Source organism: Mucilaginibacter sp. Mucisp86, from assembly GCF_047324315.1.
GTDB lineage: Bacteria > Bacteroidota > Bacteroidia > Sphingobacteriales > Sphingobacteriaceae > Mucilaginibacter.
This window is the reverse complement of sequence record NZ_CP168503.1, coordinates 5150394-5166191: the sequence shown is the minus strand read 5'-3', so window position 1 is coordinate 5166191 and position 15798 is coordinate 5150394. Positions and strand designations below refer to the sequence as shown.

15 protein-coding genes and 3 tRNA genes are annotated in these 15798 nt (G+C 42.1%); 10 read left to right on the top strand and 8 right to left on the bottom strand.

The window, feature by feature from the left end; all coding sequences use genetic code 11:
- The first annotated feature begins 128 nt into the window (after positions 1-128).
- Positions 129-1262, top strand: coding sequence for a glycoside hydrolase family 76 protein (locus ACEN9X_RS21700; protein ID WP_413667125.1), 1134 nt, complete (start codon positions 129-131; stop codon positions 1260-1262).
- 88 nt (positions 1263-1350) lie between these two features.
- Here the strand turns inward: ACEN9X_RS21700 and ACEN9X_RS21695 are convergent, their stop codons facing one another.
- Positions 1351-1686, bottom strand: a complete 336-nt coding sequence (locus ACEN9X_RS21695) for a hypothetical protein (RefSeq protein WP_413667124.1) — start codon at positions 1684-1686, stop codon at positions 1351-1353.
- Positions 1687-1844: 158 nt separating this feature from the next.
- Between ACEN9X_RS21695 and ACEN9X_RS21690 the strand changes: the two genes are divergently transcribed.
- Complete coding sequence (locus ACEN9X_RS21690) at positions 1845-2000, top strand: lmo0937 family membrane protein (protein WP_112573716.1); 156 nt, start codon at positions 1845-1847, stop codon at positions 1998-2000.
- A 123-nt stretch (positions 2001-2123) separates the two neighbouring features.
- Entirely contained in the window at positions 2124-2444 is a 321-nt protein-coding gene (locus ACEN9X_RS21685; RefSeq protein ID WP_413667123.1) for a hypothetical protein, read from the top strand.
- A 21-nt stretch (positions 2445-2465) separates the two neighbouring features.
- Here the strand turns inward: ACEN9X_RS21685 and ACEN9X_RS21680 are convergent, their stop codons facing one another.
- A complete protein-coding gene (locus ACEN9X_RS21680; protein WP_413667122.1) occupies positions 2466-3152 on the bottom strand; it encodes a DUF2461 domain-containing protein in 687 nt (228 codons plus the stop codon).
- 172 nt (positions 3153-3324) lie between these two features.
- Here ACEN9X_RS21680 and ACEN9X_RS21675 point away from each other — a divergent pair, with 172 nt between their 5' ends.
- The 3 genes from ACEN9X_RS21675 to ACEN9X_RS21665 all read left to right on the top strand — a co-directional run bounded on the left by ACEN9X_RS21675 (position 3325) and on the right by ACEN9X_RS21665 (position 5829).
- Positions 3325-4116: an NIPSNAP family protein gene (locus ACEN9X_RS21675; RefSeq protein WP_413667121.1), complete on the top strand. Its 792-nt coding sequence runs from the start codon at positions 3325-3327 to the stop codon at positions 4114-4116.
- A gap of 230 nt (positions 4117-4346) precedes the next feature.
- Positions 4347-5564 carry a multiheme c-type cytochrome gene (locus tag ACEN9X_RS21670; protein ID WP_413667120.1) on the top strand — a complete coding sequence of 406 codons (1218 nt, stop codon included), beginning with the start codon at positions 4347-4349 and terminating at the stop codon, positions 5562-5564.
- A 40-nt stretch (positions 5565-5604) separates the two neighbouring features.
- A complete protein-coding gene (locus tag ACEN9X_RS21665; protein WP_413667119.1) occupies positions 5605-5829 on the top strand; it encodes a DUF4287 domain-containing protein in 225 nt (74 codons plus the stop codon).
- A 4-nt stretch (positions 5830-5833) separates the two neighbouring features.
- On the opposite strand, the gene ACEN9X_RS21660 is transcribed toward ACEN9X_RS21665, so the two are convergent.
- The 4 genes from ACEN9X_RS21660 to ACEN9X_RS21645 all read right to left on the bottom strand — a co-directional run bounded on the left by ACEN9X_RS21660 (position 5834) and on the right by ACEN9X_RS21645 (position 6730).
- Complete coding sequence (locus ACEN9X_RS21660) at positions 5834-6175, bottom strand: hypothetical protein (RefSeq protein WP_413667118.1); 342 nt, start codon at positions 6173-6175, stop codon at positions 5834-5836.
- A 315-nt stretch (positions 6176-6490) separates the two neighbouring features.
- Positions 6491-6564 (bottom strand) — tRNA-Cys (locus ACEN9X_RS21655).
- Positions 6565-6567: 3 nt separating this feature from the next.
- Positions 6568-6643, bottom strand: a tRNA-Ile gene (locus ACEN9X_RS21650).
- A 13-nt stretch (positions 6644-6656) separates the two neighbouring features.
- Positions 6657-6730 (bottom strand) — tRNA-Pro (locus ACEN9X_RS21645).
- Positions 6731-7434: 704 nt separating this feature from the next.
- Here ACEN9X_RS21645 and ACEN9X_RS21640 point away from each other — a divergent pair.
- The 4 genes from ACEN9X_RS21640 (at position 7435) to ACEN9X_RS21625 (ending at position 12505) form a co-directional block, all read left to right on the top strand.
- On the top strand, positions 7435-9006 hold the full coding sequence (locus ACEN9X_RS21640; protein WP_413667117.1) for a TROVE domain-containing protein: 1572 nt from the start codon (positions 7435-7437) through the stop codon (positions 9004-9006).
- A gap of 908 nt (positions 9007-9914) precedes the next feature.
- On the top strand, positions 9915-10667 hold the full coding sequence (locus tag ACEN9X_RS21635) for a DNA polymerase beta superfamily protein (protein WP_413667116.1): 753 nt from the start codon (positions 9915-9917) through the stop codon (positions 10665-10667).
- Positions 10667-11743, top strand: coding sequence for a DNA polymerase beta superfamily protein (locus ACEN9X_RS21630; protein ID WP_413667115.1), 1077 nt, complete (start codon positions 10667-10669; stop codon positions 11741-11743). The genes ACEN9X_RS21635 and ACEN9X_RS21630 overlap by 1 nt, the downstream gene beginning before the upstream one ends.
- Before the next feature lie 78 nt (positions 11744-11821).
- The gene (locus ACEN9X_RS21625) at positions 11822-12505 is read left to right on the top strand and encodes a TIGR02117 family protein (protein ID WP_413667114.1); all 684 of its coding nucleotides are present in this window, start codon (positions 11822-11824) and stop codon (positions 12503-12505) included.
- A gap of 109 nt (positions 12506-12614) precedes the next feature.
- On the opposite strand, the gene ACEN9X_RS21620 is transcribed toward ACEN9X_RS21625, so the two are convergent.
- The gene (locus ACEN9X_RS21620; protein ID WP_413667113.1) at positions 12615-14903 is read right to left on the bottom strand and encodes a GH92 family glycosyl hydrolase; all 2289 of its coding nucleotides are present in this window, start codon (positions 14901-14903) and stop codon (positions 12615-12617) included.
- Positions 14904-15065: 162 nt separating this feature from the next.
- The gene (locus tag ACEN9X_RS21615; RefSeq protein WP_413667112.1) at positions 15066-15737 is read right to left on the bottom strand and encodes a basic secretory protein-like protein; all 672 of its coding nucleotides are present in this window, start codon (positions 15735-15737) and stop codon (positions 15066-15068) included.
- Between the last annotated feature and the right edge of the window lie 61 nt (positions 15738-15798).

Here is a 15798-nt window from a genome sequence, read left to right as displayed (position 1 = left end):
TTAAAACCTCAGTTAGCGCGCGTTTTTAGCCTATAATTGCCCCACCGGTGATTAATTAACCAATAATTAAATAACCTTATTACACCACCAATCAAAACCAGGCCAATTTCCAACCAACATCCATAATTATGAAAAAACCGATCTGCTTTTTAGCCCTTAGTTTATTTATAACTATTGTAAGCTGTAGCAAGGGCAAAGAAGTTACACCCGCTACATCAAAGCCCGACACGAATACTACTGCTCCAGCCGATAATAGTACAGGCTTTAGCAGCGCCGATGCCGACCTTGCTTATACCGCCTTCAACAATGCCTTTTACGATCCAAACAACAAACTATATTTCAGCACTACAAAAAAAGACGGGGTAGCCGCTATCTGGACACAGGCCATTTACTGGGACATGGCCATGAATGTGTATGAACGCACCAAAGCCCCTGCTCAGCTTACCAAAATAGCCGACATATACCAGGGCAATTACAATCATTATGACGGTTACAACTGGAACAACACTACCGTTTGGTTTATTTATGATGATATGATGTGGTGGGTTATTGCCCTGGCACGCGCTAACCAGCTTACAGGCAATGCCACTTATCTTGAAAAAGCCAAAGCAGGGTTCGACAGGGTTTGGAACGGCTCATACGACCCCGTAGACGGCGGCATGTTCTGGGATTTTCAGCACAGCGGTAAAAACTCATGTATCAACTTCCCTACAGTTATAGCCGCTATGAAGCTATACAACATCACCAAAGATGCGTCTTATCTTGACAAAGCAAAATCCATCTATTCATGGTCAAAAACTAATTTGGTTGATGCCTCGGGCAAAGTGAACGACAATAAAATTGGTAACAACCCTCCGGGCGGTCAGGATTATACTTATAATTCAGGCACAGCTATCGGCGCAGCGATGGCGCTTTATAAGCAAACAAACGATGTAGCTTATCTCAATGATGCCAAACTATATGCCGACTACGTAAAAAACAACTTGTGCACCAACGGCATCCTCCCTGCCGAAGGTGATTTTAATGAGCAAGGCGTATTAAAGGCTATTTTTGCACAGTATATAGTACAACTGATCAACGATGGGGGCCAAAGTCAGTACCTCAGCTGGATCCAAACCAACGTTAACACCGGGTGGAAAAATCGCGACGGCCGTAACCTCACTTACCGCAATTATGCGGTAAGTACCCCAACCGGCGATATTCAATCGTACGAGGCCAGCAGCATTGTAACGTTTATGCAGTTGATACCGCCAACCAAGTAGGCTGTATCGACCATACTTTTCAGACAAAAGGCGCGAAGCCGCAAGGATTTTCCTTAGCAGTTCCGCGCCTTTTGTGTGCACAATGCATTTACAGGGTCCACAATTGCGGCGTATTTCTAAAATGATTTATCTCCTCAATTACCTCCACTACTTCATCTGCCGATAGCGCATCTTCGCCATCGGCAACGTAATTAAATACTTTACCGGGCTGCTCAAATGTGATGTAACCCAGGTAATCAGGATTATTTTTTTTGCTGAGCTGCAAAAGTTTGTCGGGTTGATTAAGCTGGCTTAATGTGTAAGCATCGCGCCGGTAAATACTGTATGAGTAAGTTAACACCGGATGCCCGTCCATATGAGCATCACTTTCGGGCATAATTATCAGTGTTAAGTTTTTAGCTGTAGTAATAAAGAATGGTTTCATATCTGCATTTGTAATTGCAAAATATAACAAGCGCAATGCCACAAACACTTTTTCGATAAAATTAATTAAATATCGGTATAAATAATATTTTTCAATAACGATTGATTTATGGCATGATTTTTAAAGTGATTTATATAACAAACTAAATACATCAAACTATGAGATCACTATTGTATATCATCGCAGTTATCCTGATAATAGGATGGGCGATCAGTGTGTTTGCTTATTCGGCAACAGGTTTAATACATGCTTTACTGGTAATAGCCGTAATTTCATTTTTACTGGGTGTTATCAGAAACCCATCAACAGTTTAAAAATCATTTTATAACGAACAATAAACGCGGACCGATAGTCCGCGTTTATTGTTTAAGGATTTAACTAAACACATCACACAAACTGTAATAATGTTTGTTTAATACACAATAAGATGTATTACGATGACATTAAGCGACGAAGAATTTAGGGAAGAATACAAACCACTGCACATCCCATCACATTTTGATCCTCAGGATACCCAGCAAAACAAAGCCATTTATGCCCTGGCACAAATTGGGCAAGGCTCTGTAGATAATATATTAAAAGAAATGAAAATATTGCAACCTGGCATTGTTGATGAGCAGGTTGCTGCGCTGGTTAAAGCAACGCTGGCTAATTTATACAACAAGGGCTTACTTAAAGGCGAGGAACATAACGGGCAGATGTATTACAATCTCAGCAAAATCACCGAGGCTAATGATGGTTCAACCGGGCATGAATAAATCAACCAAAAAAATATTTAATCAATCTTCCTCGCCGTTTACATTTGCAGTGAGCACATCGCTCATATAATCAAAAAACGGACGCATAGCATTAAACGTATCAGAAGCCCGGTTCAGGAAATCCGGCTTTAAAGCTTCAGCATCTGTAAAACGTCTCCTCACTAAAAACTGCTTATAGCGTAGCAGTTCTATCGCTTCATGATCTGCAGCGTAGCCCTTTGGTGCAGTTTTTAGCTGCTCACCTTCCAAAACACCAAAAGTTGTTTTAAACTCCGTGCTGCTTATGATTTTTTGTAAGGGAGAAGCATCAAAAGCAATATCGTCACGAATACGCTTCAGATCCGGGTTGTTGGGTGCCCAAAAGCCGCCTCCTATAAAGGTATTACCCGGTTCCAGATGAAAATAATAACCGCCACGACGATGCTTGCCCGCCCGTTTAAAATTACCGCTCCAGTTAGTTTTAAAAGGCGTTTTATCCTTCGAGAAACGGATATCGCGGTAAATGCGGTGTAAAGCCTTTTTTGCACTCGGCGTTTCAATAACATCATGCGTATTCATCAAATTCAATAACCCGCCAGCGAATACTTCCACCAGTTCAAGCTGTTGCTGATATGTTTCTTTATTTTGTGCAAACCACTCCCGGTTATTGTTTTGTTTAAGTTGCCTCATAAAGTCAAAGCAGGAGGCTGATAATAATAGCTGGCTCATAGTAAAAGGTGATCTGCAAAAAGCATGATGGCCAAATTAGAGAAATTTGCAACCCGGCCAAAATCAGTTGCAGTTGTATTACATTCAAATGATGCACCTGTATCCGAAAACCATAAACAGGTTATCGCATTCTTAACTAAAAACTTATCTTAGCCAAACAATCAAACCTACTATGAAAAGGCGCTCCTTTGTTAAATCAACTCTGTTAACCGGCGTTACCGCAACTGTTTTACCTGCTATGAGCAAAGCTACCGAACCCGCCCCCAAAACCGCTGAATACTATGAACTAAGGGTATATAGCCTTAAAAACGTTGAACAGCAAAAGATAGTTGAGGATTATTGGAGAGATATAGCTATACCAGCACTTAATAACTTGGGTGTAAAACATGTGGGCGTATTTAACGAATTTAAGCCCGATGCCCAAACCAGGCTTTTTGTGTTAATACAGTTTAACAGCCTTAACCATTTCAGCACGGTGACCGAAAGTTTTGACAGCGATACTAAATTGCAGACAAAAGGAGCTGCCTATCTTAACGCCCCTGCCGCTGCACCGGCTTATGAACGCATTGAAAGCTCATTGTTAAAAGCATTTGTACATATGCCACACCTCGAAGCACCCGAAAACAAAACGCGGATTTTTGAGTTGAGGCAATATCAAAGCGCCACCGAAGCGGCGGGCAAAAAGAAAATAGAAATGTTTAATGATGAAGGCGAAATAGATGTATTTAAACGCCTTGGCTTCAAACCTGTTTTTTGGGGCGAAACGGTGATCGGCCCGCAAAGGCCTAATCTAACTTACATGATCACCTTTGATGATCTTGAGGCCAAAAGCGCCCATTGGAAAGCTTTCGGCAGCGACCCGGAATGGAAAAAGATCAGCGCTGTGCCCGAATACGCAGATGCTTTGTTGGTTAGTAAAATAACATCAACCATGCTGGCGCCTACAATATACTCTCAGATTTGATCATTCTTCCCAGACTTACGAAGTTTTTAAAACTTCGTAAGTCTTTGTGCACCCTGATCCATCAAACCGAAATCAAAATTCCCAATTCCGAAATCCCCTATCCCCTACATTACCTCTACTGCCTGTTTTGGCATTTGTTTTATATAATTATTGGTTTAAATTGGATTTGGATTTTTCGGGGTTAACCCAAATTCAAAACCAGTTTATAACCAGCCATATAACCGTAAACAATGCTCAAAAAAAGATATCTTTTTTTAGTTCTTATCGCTCTTGTACCTTTTAGCTTCATTTTAACCCAGTGCTATACATCAACTTCAGCTGATCCTCGTGGCGAGATTTATGCCGGATCCGAAAGTTGTAAAAAATGCCACAGTGATGTTTACAACTCATTTCTGCATACCGCGCATTTTCAAACATCGCAATTAGCCAACATCCATAATATCAGGGGCAGTTTTGCCAATGACTCAAATACTTTTGAGTTTGGTATGGGCCAGAAAATAAAAATGGAAAAACGGAATGACAGCCTGTACCAGGTGGGTTATATTGATGGCAAGGAAACTGAGGCCGAGCCGTTTGATGTTGCCATAGGTAACGGAAAAGCGCAAACTTATATGTACTGGAAAGGCAAAATGTTGTACGAACTGCCGGTATCCTACTTTGCAGCTATCCATAACTGGGCCAACAGCCCCGGTTATCTGCCCGATCATATGAATTTTGGTCGCCCTATTTTACGCAGGTGTTTGGAGTGCCATAGCTCGTACGTAAAGGAAGTCCCTCCGCAGTCCGGCGATTTCGGCTTTGAAAAAGCGTCACTTATTTATGGTATCGACTGTGAGCGCTGCCATGGCCCTGCTGCCAATCACGTTAATTACCACACCGATAACCCGGACGATAAAAAGGCCAAATACATTGCTACTTATGCATCCCTGTCACGTACGAAAAAAATGGACGCCTGTGCAGTTTGTCATTCAGGCAATAAAAACATTCCCCAGCGTTCGTCATTTGAGTTTGAAATGGGCGATACCCTACTCAAAGACCGCACGCAACCACGCGTTACGCCCGGCAGCAATATGCCCGATGTTCATGGCAACCAATACGACCTGCTCATTGCCAGTAAATGCTACACCATGAGTAAAATGGATTGCGGCAACTGCCATAATCCGCATGTAAGCCTGCCCCAAAGCATGGCAACCTATACACAAAAATGCCTGAGCTGCCACAGCGAAACCAAGCACAACTTCTGCAAACTGGCCCCTCAAATGGGCAATGCTATTAACACATACTGCATCGATTGCCACATGCCCAACAAAGCGTCAAATATAATCAGGCTTGAATCGGCGCAAAGCAAAATGAAGGTACCCTATATGGTTAGGAGCCACTACATTGGCATCTATCCCGAAGAAACCCAAAAGATTCTGAATTTTGTGAAGGGCAAAAAAGGGATTTAATTTTAATACATTTGATTTTACCAAAAAAAGCACATCAAACATGTCATTCCAGGGATATTTAAAAACAATAAAGGAAAAAACAGGCAAAGGCCCGGCCGATTTCAGATTATTGGCAGAAGGAAAGGGCTTTACCAAAAATGGCGAACTACTTGCCAAAGCCGGCGACATCACTAATTGGCTCAAGACCGATTTCGAACTGCGACATGGTCACGCTATGGCTATTTATGCACTGTTGAAAGGTATAAAGAACGAGGATAGTGAGTAAAAACTTAATGCCAGTCATGTCCGCAGAACCGGCATTGTTTAGCACGTGGTGTACGGGCAAGTTTACCACATATTTTACAGCAATTAAAAAACACCTTGCCGGGATGGTTTTTCAATACATTTTCGGCAGCTGATAAACGCAGTTGCTCATAACCGTTATCAAATAACTTCAATATCTCAGGATCGTCCGTAATCTTTCCTTTTTTTATCAACCACCTCCTCGCTTTGCTATCTGGCCCGGTCTTATATTCATCCGAAAAATTGTAATGGCTTAAAGCAATCATTTCCCTGCTGTTAATCAGGTCACTGAAATACCAAATAATATAATCTACTTCCTCTGCGGTCATCAAAATAAAAGTACAAATCCAATGTCAATTATAAAAATGAAGTCGGCTTGCTATCCTTTTAAGTATTTGAGGATATATATTGATATAAAGCTTTTCGGTGTTTTTTGGCACTTTAGCAATAATGCCTGCAGATCGTTCAACAATGAAAGATATTATTCAAACAAGCAAAACAACTATTACAAAATAAAAAATATAAAAATATCATTATAAATACAAATTAATAAGTATTTAATAACAATAAAACCCTAATCCCGGATCAGGATACCCGGCAATCAGCTCCGCAGCGTAATGCAATTACGCATCAATAAATAAAAGAGGCCGGTACAAGATTCGAACTTGCGGACATTCCTTTTGCAGAGGACTCCCTTGAACCACTCGGGCAACCGGCCTTGTGGTGGAAATAAAAGGACTTGAACCTTTAACCAACACCGTATAAGGGTGCTGCTCTTACCATTGAGCTATATTTCCAGCTGTAAATCAGTAGGGTAACCCGGACTCGAACCGGGAGCCTCCACATCCCAAATGTGGTAATCTGACCAATTGATATACTACCCTGTAAAGCAAAAAATCCCCTTAGTTTTTATCTAAGAGGATTTTTCAATGTTGTTATATACTTACTATATATACATAGCTATCTCCTCTGATAAATCAGTATGGGTGATGGGCACTGTATACATATTGTTGTTTTCATGATGCAATTATACAAACAATATTTAAATTAAAAAATAATTATTAAAATATTTTTTTTCTTCGCAAAGGCTGCGTTAGCGATAGTAGCGGATACCGGCCCGTGGTTAAGGCCTGTGCAGTATGAGCGGATAGCGCGGGCCGCAGGTAACGCCATTATTGATTTCGGAGTTGGGATTCTCGATTTATATCATACTGAATTAAATGAATTAAGGAATGTTTTCTATTGGTTAAGCATTCATTCAATTCTCAGATTCTGTAAATTCTGATTCGGACAATGGCATTGCCTGCGGCCCGGGCTGTACGTTCCAAGTCCTCGCCTGGCCTCCTCGCTATACCAATACACGCTGCGGGCTTTCCACTGCCATCCCTAACGCTGCCCTGCGCACCGAAAGTTCAAAACCTAAAATATATTCCGTTTCTACCGACTTTTTAAAGATCATGAGATATTCACAACTACCCCGGCGTGTTAACAATTTTAAAAAAAAATAAAATATTTTCCCACTGCGCAAATACACTGCGCAGTAGCCTCCAACCTTTGTATCAACAAAACGAAATAAAGGAGGTTCAAAATGAAATTCAACCTGTTAAGCAGAGTAAAAACCAAAACGACAAATCATGAAGGTGCAAAAGCCTTTGCCATGAGTGCCGAAATGGAATTATACACCACGGTAGTAACCTGGAGCTTAAACGACACCTTTTACGAAAAAGACCAGGCACGTATGGAACGCCTGCGCAACCTGATAGCTAAATGCAACCCGGTATTTGTTGGTAAACTGGCAGTTTATGCACGTACCAAAATGTATATGCGTTCGGTACCGCTGGTTTTGGTTACCGAATTGGCTAAGCTGCACTCGGGCAACAATCTGGTTGCCCGGGTTACCGACGGGGTCATAGGTCGCGCCGATGAGATCACCGAGTTACTGGCTTGCTATGAAATATTAAACCAGCGCAAGGGCGCTAAAAAGCTCAACCGCTTATCAAAGCAAATGCAAAAAGGTTTATCACAAGCATTTAACCGCTTTGATGAATACCAGTTTGCTAAATATAACCGCGACGGCGCTATCAAAATGCGCGACGCTTTGTTCCTGGTGCACCCACGTGCCAAAGACGATTTGCAACAGCTGATCTTTAACAAGATAGCGGCAAATGAACTGCAAACGCCTTACACCTGGGAAACAGAACTCTCGGCCCTTGGTCAGCTGAATTTTGACAGCGCCGAAGCTAAAGCAATTGCTTTCCGCGCCAAATGGGAAGAATTGATTGACAGCGATAAAGTTGGTTATATGGCCTTGCTGCGTAACCTGCGTAACATACAGGATGCCGGTGTAAGCTATGCACACTTTAAAAAAGTATGCGCAACATTAGCCGATGGCGGACAGGTGGCTAAAGCCAAACAGTTCCCATTCCGGTACCTGGCGGCTTACCGCGAGTTGATAACACCTGCATCGGCGGTACAAAATATTGCGAGGGCAGCCAAAGCAGCCATAACCGGCAATAAAGGCTACACCGGCGAGCTGCTGGATGCGTTGGAAAAAGCGGTACAGGCAAGCGCCTCCAACATTAGGGGATTTGACGAAAATACCCGCGTGTTACTGGCCTGCGACGTATCCGGCTCAATGCAGAAGCCCATATCGGCAAAGTCAAAAGTGCTGTTATATGATATTGGTTTGATGCTGGCTATCCTGCTGCAATCGCGCTGTAAAAATGTGGAAGTGGGTATGTTCGGTAACTTCTGGAAAACCATTACGGTACCACGCGGTAACATTTTAGGCAACGTGCAGGAGTTTTACCGCCGCGAAGGTGAAGTGGGTTACTCCACCAACGGTTACCTGGTTATCTATGACCTGAGTACCCGCCGTGTGCAAATGGATAAAATAATGCTGTTTACTGATTGCCAACTGTGGAACAGTAACGGAGGTAGCAATCACATACAGGAGCAATGGGTTTATTATAAACAACACATTGCGCCAGAGGCAAAACTGTACCTGTTTGACCTGGCAGGTTATGGCCAGGCACCATTGCAGCTATTGCAAAACGATGTGTATTTAATTGCAGGCTGGAGCGATAAAGTTTTTGATGTGTTAGCGGCAATTGAAAACGGAAGCCCGGCACTGAACATCATTAATAATATAGATTTATAAAACGTGCAGGGAGGCTAACATCCCTGCATTTAAAAAATAAAGATGCCGTAGGTGAGAGTTACTTCGCAGCCAATTTCGGGGGAGGGCATTGTAGCGTAAGCTGTGATGGAGGTTCGAGTCCTCGCCATGCAGGTCCCCTAAGTCTCTTGCCGCCTGTTGCTCTTTATAAAGAAGGTGTCGTTTATTAAGTGTTACTTCGATTTCCAAAACTGAGGCGTCGGTTCGAGTCCGGCCCCGTAAGGGTAGTTAAGATGGTTAAAACGCAGAGTAAGCAAGCACTTATAGCCTATTACCCTTCTTTTAAAATATTAAAAATAAAATAAGGTGCCGTAAACAAGTACTACTTCGATTTGGGACGTTAGGGTCGCCGGTTCAAACCCGGCCCGCTGGTAACCACGGTAGCTCAGTTGGTTAGAGCATAATGCAGAAGATTTGTTGACCATTGCCCTTATTTTTAAAAATGAGCAACAGGTTAAAGTGCCGTAAACAAGTATTACTTCGCTTTTTAACCCCAGGGTCGCCGGTAAAAATCCGGCCCTTAGCCACAAGCTAAGGTAGCTCAGACAGTTTGGAGCATGGGACGACTGAACCACTTGTTAGCCATTGCCTTTAGCCTGTTGTTCATAAATTTCTTTTACCTAAACCTGCTGCAATCAGGAATAAAGATGCCGTTGGTAAGCGTTACTTCGCCTGTCACGCAAAATTACAACACTTGCTGCTTATTGCTCTTTATTCCCTGATTTTTAAACTAAGCATTTTTTCTTTCGGGAAAGAATAATGAGAGATGCCGTAAGCAGGTGTTACTTCGATGGTTGAAAACATGTAGAAATACATGTAGCCAGGTTCGAATCCTGAAAGCCACCCGCTGCCTTTTGCTCTTTCATTTTTAACTTTTAACATTAAAAACAATGACTGAAACTATACAACAAAAACTGCTTGAATTGGAGCAGACCGAAAACATAAAAATACTTTACGCCTGCGAATCGGGAAGCCGGGCCTGGGGCTTTGCCTCACCCGATAGTGATTTCGATGTGCGTTTTATATATGCGCGCCCGTTAGATTATTATCTTGGCATAACTGACAGACCCGATTTTATAGACTTACCTATAAATGACGTACTGGATATACGCGGCTGGGACATACGCAAAGCGCTGAAGCTTTTCCTAAAATCAAACATATCATTGTTTGAATGGATACAATCGCCCATAGTTTATAGGGAAGACAATGACTTTGCGGCTGAGATAAGAAACATCATGCCGGAATATTTTTCACCGAGGGTCTCAGCCAACCACTATTCGTCGTTGGTATTTAATACCTTGCGCGATGATCTGCTGGGCAGCGAAGTTAAATTGAAACGCTACTTTTATGCGCTGAGGTCAACACTGGCCTGCCTTTGGATAGTTGACCTTAAAACAGTACCGCCAATGGAGTTTAGTAAATTGAGACGTTTGGTAACCGACCTGAGTTTCCAGGATACTGTAGATGATTTACTTGTTCAAAAGCAAACAGCCGATGAAAAAAAATTGATAAGTCCGCTGCCGTTAATACAAACCTGGTTGCAGGATACGCTAACTTATTGCAAAGAGCGGATAGCATTGTTTCCTTCGGAAAGAAAGCAACCGGATGAATTGAACCAATTGTTCAGAAAACACATACTATAATGACCTTTGATCATCTGCAACAAAACCGGCAACTGCTCCTGCTTGATTGTATCAGCGGGAGCACTGCTTATAACCTCAACGTTAAGGGATCTGACACGGATAAGAAGGGCATATTTATCATGCCTCAAATGCAATTGTATGGCTTTACCCAAACCGATCAGGTTGCCAATAATACTAACGATGAGGTTTATTTTGAAATCAGGCGTTTTCTGGAACTGCTTACCAAAAACAATCCTAACATACTGGAGCTGTTAAGTACACCCAGACAATTTGTATTATACCGCCATCCGCTGATGGATTTGATAAAACCGGAAGATTTCCTTTCAAAACTTTGCCTGGATACTTTTGCCGGTTACGCACATTCGCAGATAAAAAAGGCGCGTGGTTTGAATAAAAAGATCAACAGACCGATGGATGAGGAACGCAAGTCGGTATTGGATTTTTGCTACGTGATCCATAATAACAGCAGTATATCGTTAAAAGATTGGCTTAAGGAAAATAACTTCACGCAGCAGCAGTGCGGCCTGGTAAATCTGGATCATTTCAGGAATGTATACTTACTATATCATCAAAAGCAGTTAACAGGCGGGGTTTTCAGGGGGATCATATCCGGTGCCGATGCCGATGATATACAACTGAGCTCGGTACCAAAAGGGATAGAACATTTAGCCGTAATAAATTTTAATAAGGATGGCTATTCGGTATACTGCAAGGAGTACAAGGAATATCGCGACTGGGAAGCCAAGCGAAATGAGGCACGCTATCAAAGCACTTTGTCGCACGGTAAAAGCTATGATGCTAAAAACATGATGCACACTTTTCGTCTGCTTAATATGGCGGGTGAGATAGCACAATACGGGCAGGTAATTGTAAACCGGCCCGACAGGGGTTTCCTGTTAAAGATCCGTAACGGTGAATTTGAGTTTGATGGGCTAATGAAAATGGTTGACGAAAAAATGCAGCACATCAATGAACTATATAGAACCTCGACCTTGCCCGACAAACCGGACGTGCAAAAAGCTGAAGCTATCTTATTGCAAATAAGAACAGAATTTTATAGCCTCAAGCGCGTTTAACAGACAAAATCTGCGGCAGGGTCACCTTCTGCTAATTCCGGTATTAATTAAGGTAAACCAAACCTAAAAACCTTAATTATGAAAACCATTAAAAAAATTGCAAAAGTAATTTTAAGGCTTGTACTGGGCTTTGTAGCATTTGTACTGCTTTACATCTTTGCGGCTTTTGTATTTTCTGTATGGACTGTTAAAAAAGAGACAGAAACATCAAATGATGTAGCCATTTATATCCTAACCAATGGCGACCATACAGATATCGTTGTACCGGTAAAAAATGCTGTTACTAATTGGAGTAAGGAGATCAGCTACCAAAACACGATAGCCAAGGATACAACAAACCAATATTTGGCCATAGGTTGGGGCGATAAAGGTTTCTACCTCAGTACGCCTAACTGGGCCGATTTGAAATTTAGCACAGCATTGAAAGCGGCGTTCGCGTTAAGTACATCCGCTATCCATGCTACTTACTACCAAGCCATGCCTGAAAGCAACGACTGCAAAAAAATAATGATCAGCAATGAACAGTATAAGCGATTGATTGCCTTTGTGGATAGCAGTTTTAAAAGAAACACCGCGGGCAACATCATCAATATAAAAACGAATGCCAACTATGATAAAAATGATGCCTTTTACGAGGCCAAACGCAAGTACAATATGTTTTATACCTGCAACACCTGGGCTAATAACGCACTAAAATCATGCGGCCAAACAGCCTGCGTATGGACACCGTTTGACAGGGGTATTTTTTATCATTACAGGTAGATAAATGTGCACCGCTTCAATTTTTTCATTTTCAAACAAAAAGGACCTTCCAATGCGGAAAGCCCCTTTTTAACTCCGAAATCGAAAATTGGAAATCCGTAATCAATCTCTATTTATGCTTCGAGCTCATATAAAAAGTAATCTCGCCGCCATTCATGATCTCGTCATGGCTGATGAACAACTTATCAAGCGGTTTGCCATTTAATACCATCTTTTGCACATAAACGTTTTTAGCGTTTTGATTTTTCACATTGATGGTAAACTTTTTACCGTTATCCAGATTAATAACCGCATGGTCAACAGCCGGACTACCGGTTGAATATTGATCTGAACCAGGCGCTACCGGGTAAAAACCAAGCGAGGTGAAAATGTACCAGGCGCTCATCTGGCCGGTATCATCGTTACCGCCCAAACCATCAGGGGTTGGCTTATACATCATCGGCAAAATCATGCGTACGCGCTCCTGCGTTTTCCACGGTTTATCCGTCCAGTTGTACAGGTACGCTACGTGGTGTGATGGTTCATTACCATGTACATAGTTGCCGATAATACCATCACGTGTAATATCTTCTGTTTCGGCAAAATATTTATCGGGCAGGTTCATGGTAAATAATGAATCAAGATAACGCACAAAACGCTTATTGCCACCCATCAGTTTGATCAGGCTTTCAGGATCCTGAGGCGCAAATAGCGTATAGTTCCAGCTGTTACCTTCAATAAAACCCTCATTAATAGTGCTCAACGGATCAAACTTGGTTCTGAAGCTACCGTTAGCCAGTTTGGGGCGCATGAAACCAACAGCAGGGTCATAAACATTTTTATAGTTTTCCGAACGTTTGATAAACTCTTCATAAATGTCGTTCCTGTTTAACTTTTTGGCAAGCTGAGCTATGGCCCAGTCGTCAAAAGCATACTCCAGGGTTGAAGACACTGATACGCCACTTTTTTCATCAGGAATGTAGCCTTTATCCATATACTCGCCAATACCTTCGTAATCGCGGTGGCGGGCTGTGGCAACGCAGGCATCAAGCGCTTTATTAGCATCAAAGTTTACATTGCCTTTTATCACAGCATCGGCAATTACAGCAACGCTGTGGTAGCCACTCATACACCAGTTTTCGTTGCCCGAGTTTGACCATACCGGCAACATATGCTCCGGGCTTTGATCAAAGTGAGCCAGCATCGACTGGATCATATCAGCATTACGTTTTGGCTCTATGATATTGAACAGCGGGTGTAATGCGCGATAAGTATCCCAAAGTGAAAACGTGGTGTAGTTGGTAAAGCCATCTGCCTTATGTACATTTTGGTCGAGCCCTTTGTACTGGCCATCAGCATCCATATACAACGTAGGGTTGATCATGGTATGGTACATAGAAGTGTAGAAGTTTTGCTTGGTTTCTTTGCTTCCGGCAATCTCAATTTTATGCAGTTCTTTTTCCCAAAGCTGCTGACCGTCATTTTTTACTTTATCAAAATCCCAGCCCGGTGCTTCGGTACGCATATTATTCATAGCGCCGTCCATGCTTACAGGAGATATCGCAAATTTGATCTTGATCTTCTCCCCTTCTTCAGTTTTAAAGTCGAAGTAGCTGCGGATCTGCCTGCCTGCAATTTCAGGGAAGTTTTTGGTTTGATTGAATTTACCCCAGAACCCGCCATACACCTCGCGTTTATCATACTTTTTATAGCCATGCTGATAAAAAGGTTTTGAAAAACTCATAGCGAAATATAGCGTACGGGTACGGGCCCAGCCATTGGTTTGACGGAAACCAACAACGGTTGAATCATTAACTACCTTAAGGTAAGTCCATATATTTTTGTCGGGATAGTTATAGATCCCCGCCATAAGGTCAAGTATAATGTGCGACTGATCAGACTTAGGGAAAGTATACTGATGAAAACCAACCCTGGTTGTGGTCGTAAGTTCGGCAGTTATGTTATTATCATCAAGCTTTACTTTGTAGTAGTTAGCAGCACTTACCTCATTTTGGTGCGAAAATGCCGAACGGTAACCGCTTCCTGACTTGTCTGCAGTACCTGGATTAAGTTTCAACCGGCCAACTGTAGGCATAATTAAAAAATCCCCCAAATCTGAGTGCCCCGTACCACTGAAGTGTGTATGACTAAAGCCCACTATGGTTTTGTCGTCATACTGATATCCCGCGCAGTATTTGTACACATCAGGATTATAGTGACCGTCTTTTTCATAACTGGCGGTATCCGTTTCAGGGCTTAATTGTACCATACCAAATGGCACCGTAGCACCCGGATAAGTATGCCCCATGCGTTGAGTACCTATAATAGGGTTAACATAATCAACCAGCTTTTCTGTCTTGGTTTGAGCCTGGCTGTAAACGGCCGAACCTATTAATAATGCTGTAAGAAATCTTTTCATTTGTACTTTTAGTATATCATTGCTTCTGGCTGCGCAGGAAAACATCCATCGTCACCGGCCTTACTATTATTTCAGCCATTAGCTCTTTTTTGTGATAAGTTGGCTAATTTATATAAAACACAGCGCCCAATATGATTGAACTGTATTTGTTACATATATAAATTAAACAGTAGGGTTAGCCGCATATGCAGCCCACAATTCATCTACTGTTTTGCCGGTAAGGTTTTTCCAGCTATCGTTGGTAAAAGTATGCTCACGCAGTTGCTTGTCAAGTATTTTCACCAGATCAGGCTTTATATTTTTCTCTGCCCAAACCAAAAAGCGCGCAGTTACACGGTAGGCATTATCATAGTTTTGGGTCGACTTAAATGCCGGCAATGCCCATTTAGCTCCGGCGTTATCAACGCCAAATTTAAAGCGTGCATAATCAGCAATCCCTTCGGTAAGACATCCCGGGCCATCGCTGTTGCCATAGGCCTGTACAATGTGCATTACCTCGTGTGTAACCACATCAATATCACCGGGATGCTTGGTCATATATTTTGCACTAAATACTACGGTATCATTACCGGTAGCCGCTACGCCATCATAGGCAGTATCAATAACAAAGGTCACTTTTTTAGATGTTTTTTTGTTGTACTCCTTTGCCAGTTTAGGGTATACTTCAAAAAATGTTTTAATCAGCCTGTCTTTCAAACCGGTGCTGAATGCTGCATCTTTATTGATAAAAGTTACCTCGTAACCCTTTTGCTTAAAAACTTCCTGTGCATTAACTTTAAAGTTGGCGAGTGAACCCGAAATTAAGAGGAGTGAGAAAATAAATATTTTTTTCATGAATAGTTTTGGTTTTTGCGATTGTGATAGTGGTAAAACCGTTCAAATATAGATAAAACGT

What these genes read in the sequence shown, in the direction of transcription:
- ACEN9X_RS21700 (WP_413667125.1), top strand. Translation starts at nt 129, where the DNA reads ATGAAAAAACCGATCTGCTTTTTAGCCCTTAGTTTATTTATAACTATT.
- ACEN9X_RS21695 (WP_413667124.1), bottom strand. Translation starts at nt 1,686, where the DNA reads ATGAAACCATTCTTTATTACTACAGCTAAAAACTTAACACTGATAATT.
- ACEN9X_RS21690 (WP_112573716.1), top strand. Translation starts at nt 1,845, where the DNA reads ATGAGATCACTATTGTATATCATCGCAGTTATCCTGATAATAGGATGG.
- ACEN9X_RS21685 (WP_413667123.1), top strand. Translation starts at nt 2,124, where the DNA reads ATGACATTAAGCGACGAAGAATTTAGGGAAGAATACAAACCACTGCAC.
- ACEN9X_RS21680 (WP_413667122.1), bottom strand. Translation starts at nt 3,152, where the DNA reads ATGAGCCAGCTATTATTATCAGCCTCCTGCTTTGACTTTATGAGGCAA.
- ACEN9X_RS21675 (WP_413667121.1), top strand. Translation starts at nt 3,325, where the DNA reads ATGAAAAGGCGCTCCTTTGTTAAATCAACTCTGTTAACCGGCGTTACC.
- ACEN9X_RS21670 (WP_413667120.1), top strand. Translation starts at nt 4,347, where the DNA reads ATGCTCAAAAAAAGATATCTTTTTTTAGTTCTTATCGCTCTTGTACCT.
- ACEN9X_RS21665 (WP_413667119.1), top strand. Translation starts at nt 5,605, where the DNA reads ATGTCATTCCAGGGATATTTAAAAACAATAAAGGAAAAAACAGGCAAA.
- ACEN9X_RS21660 (WP_413667118.1), bottom strand. Translation starts at nt 6,175, where the DNA reads ATGACCGCAGAGGAAGTAGATTATATTATTTGGTATTTCAGTGACCTG.
- ACEN9X_RS21640 (WP_413667117.1), top strand. Translation starts at nt 7,435, where the DNA reads ATGAAATTCAACCTGTTAAGCAGAGTAAAAACCAAAACGACAAATCAT.
- ACEN9X_RS21635 (WP_413667116.1), top strand. Translation starts at nt 9,915, where the DNA reads ATGACTGAAACTATACAACAAAAACTGCTTGAATTGGAGCAGACCGAA.
- ACEN9X_RS21630 (WP_413667115.1), top strand. Translation starts at nt 10,667, where the DNA reads ATGACCTTTGATCATCTGCAACAAAACCGGCAACTGCTCCTGCTTGAT.
- ACEN9X_RS21625 (WP_413667114.1), top strand. Translation starts at nt 11,822, where the DNA reads ATGAAAACCATTAAAAAAATTGCAAAAGTAATTTTAAGGCTTGTACTG.
- ACEN9X_RS21620 (WP_413667113.1), bottom strand. Translation starts at nt 14,903, where the DNA reads ATGAAAAGATTTCTTACAGCATTATTAATAGGTTCGGCCGTTTACAGC.
- ACEN9X_RS21615 (WP_413667112.1), bottom strand. Translation starts at nt 15,737, where the DNA reads ATGAAAAAAATATTTATTTTCTCACTCCTCTTAATTTCGGGTTCACTC.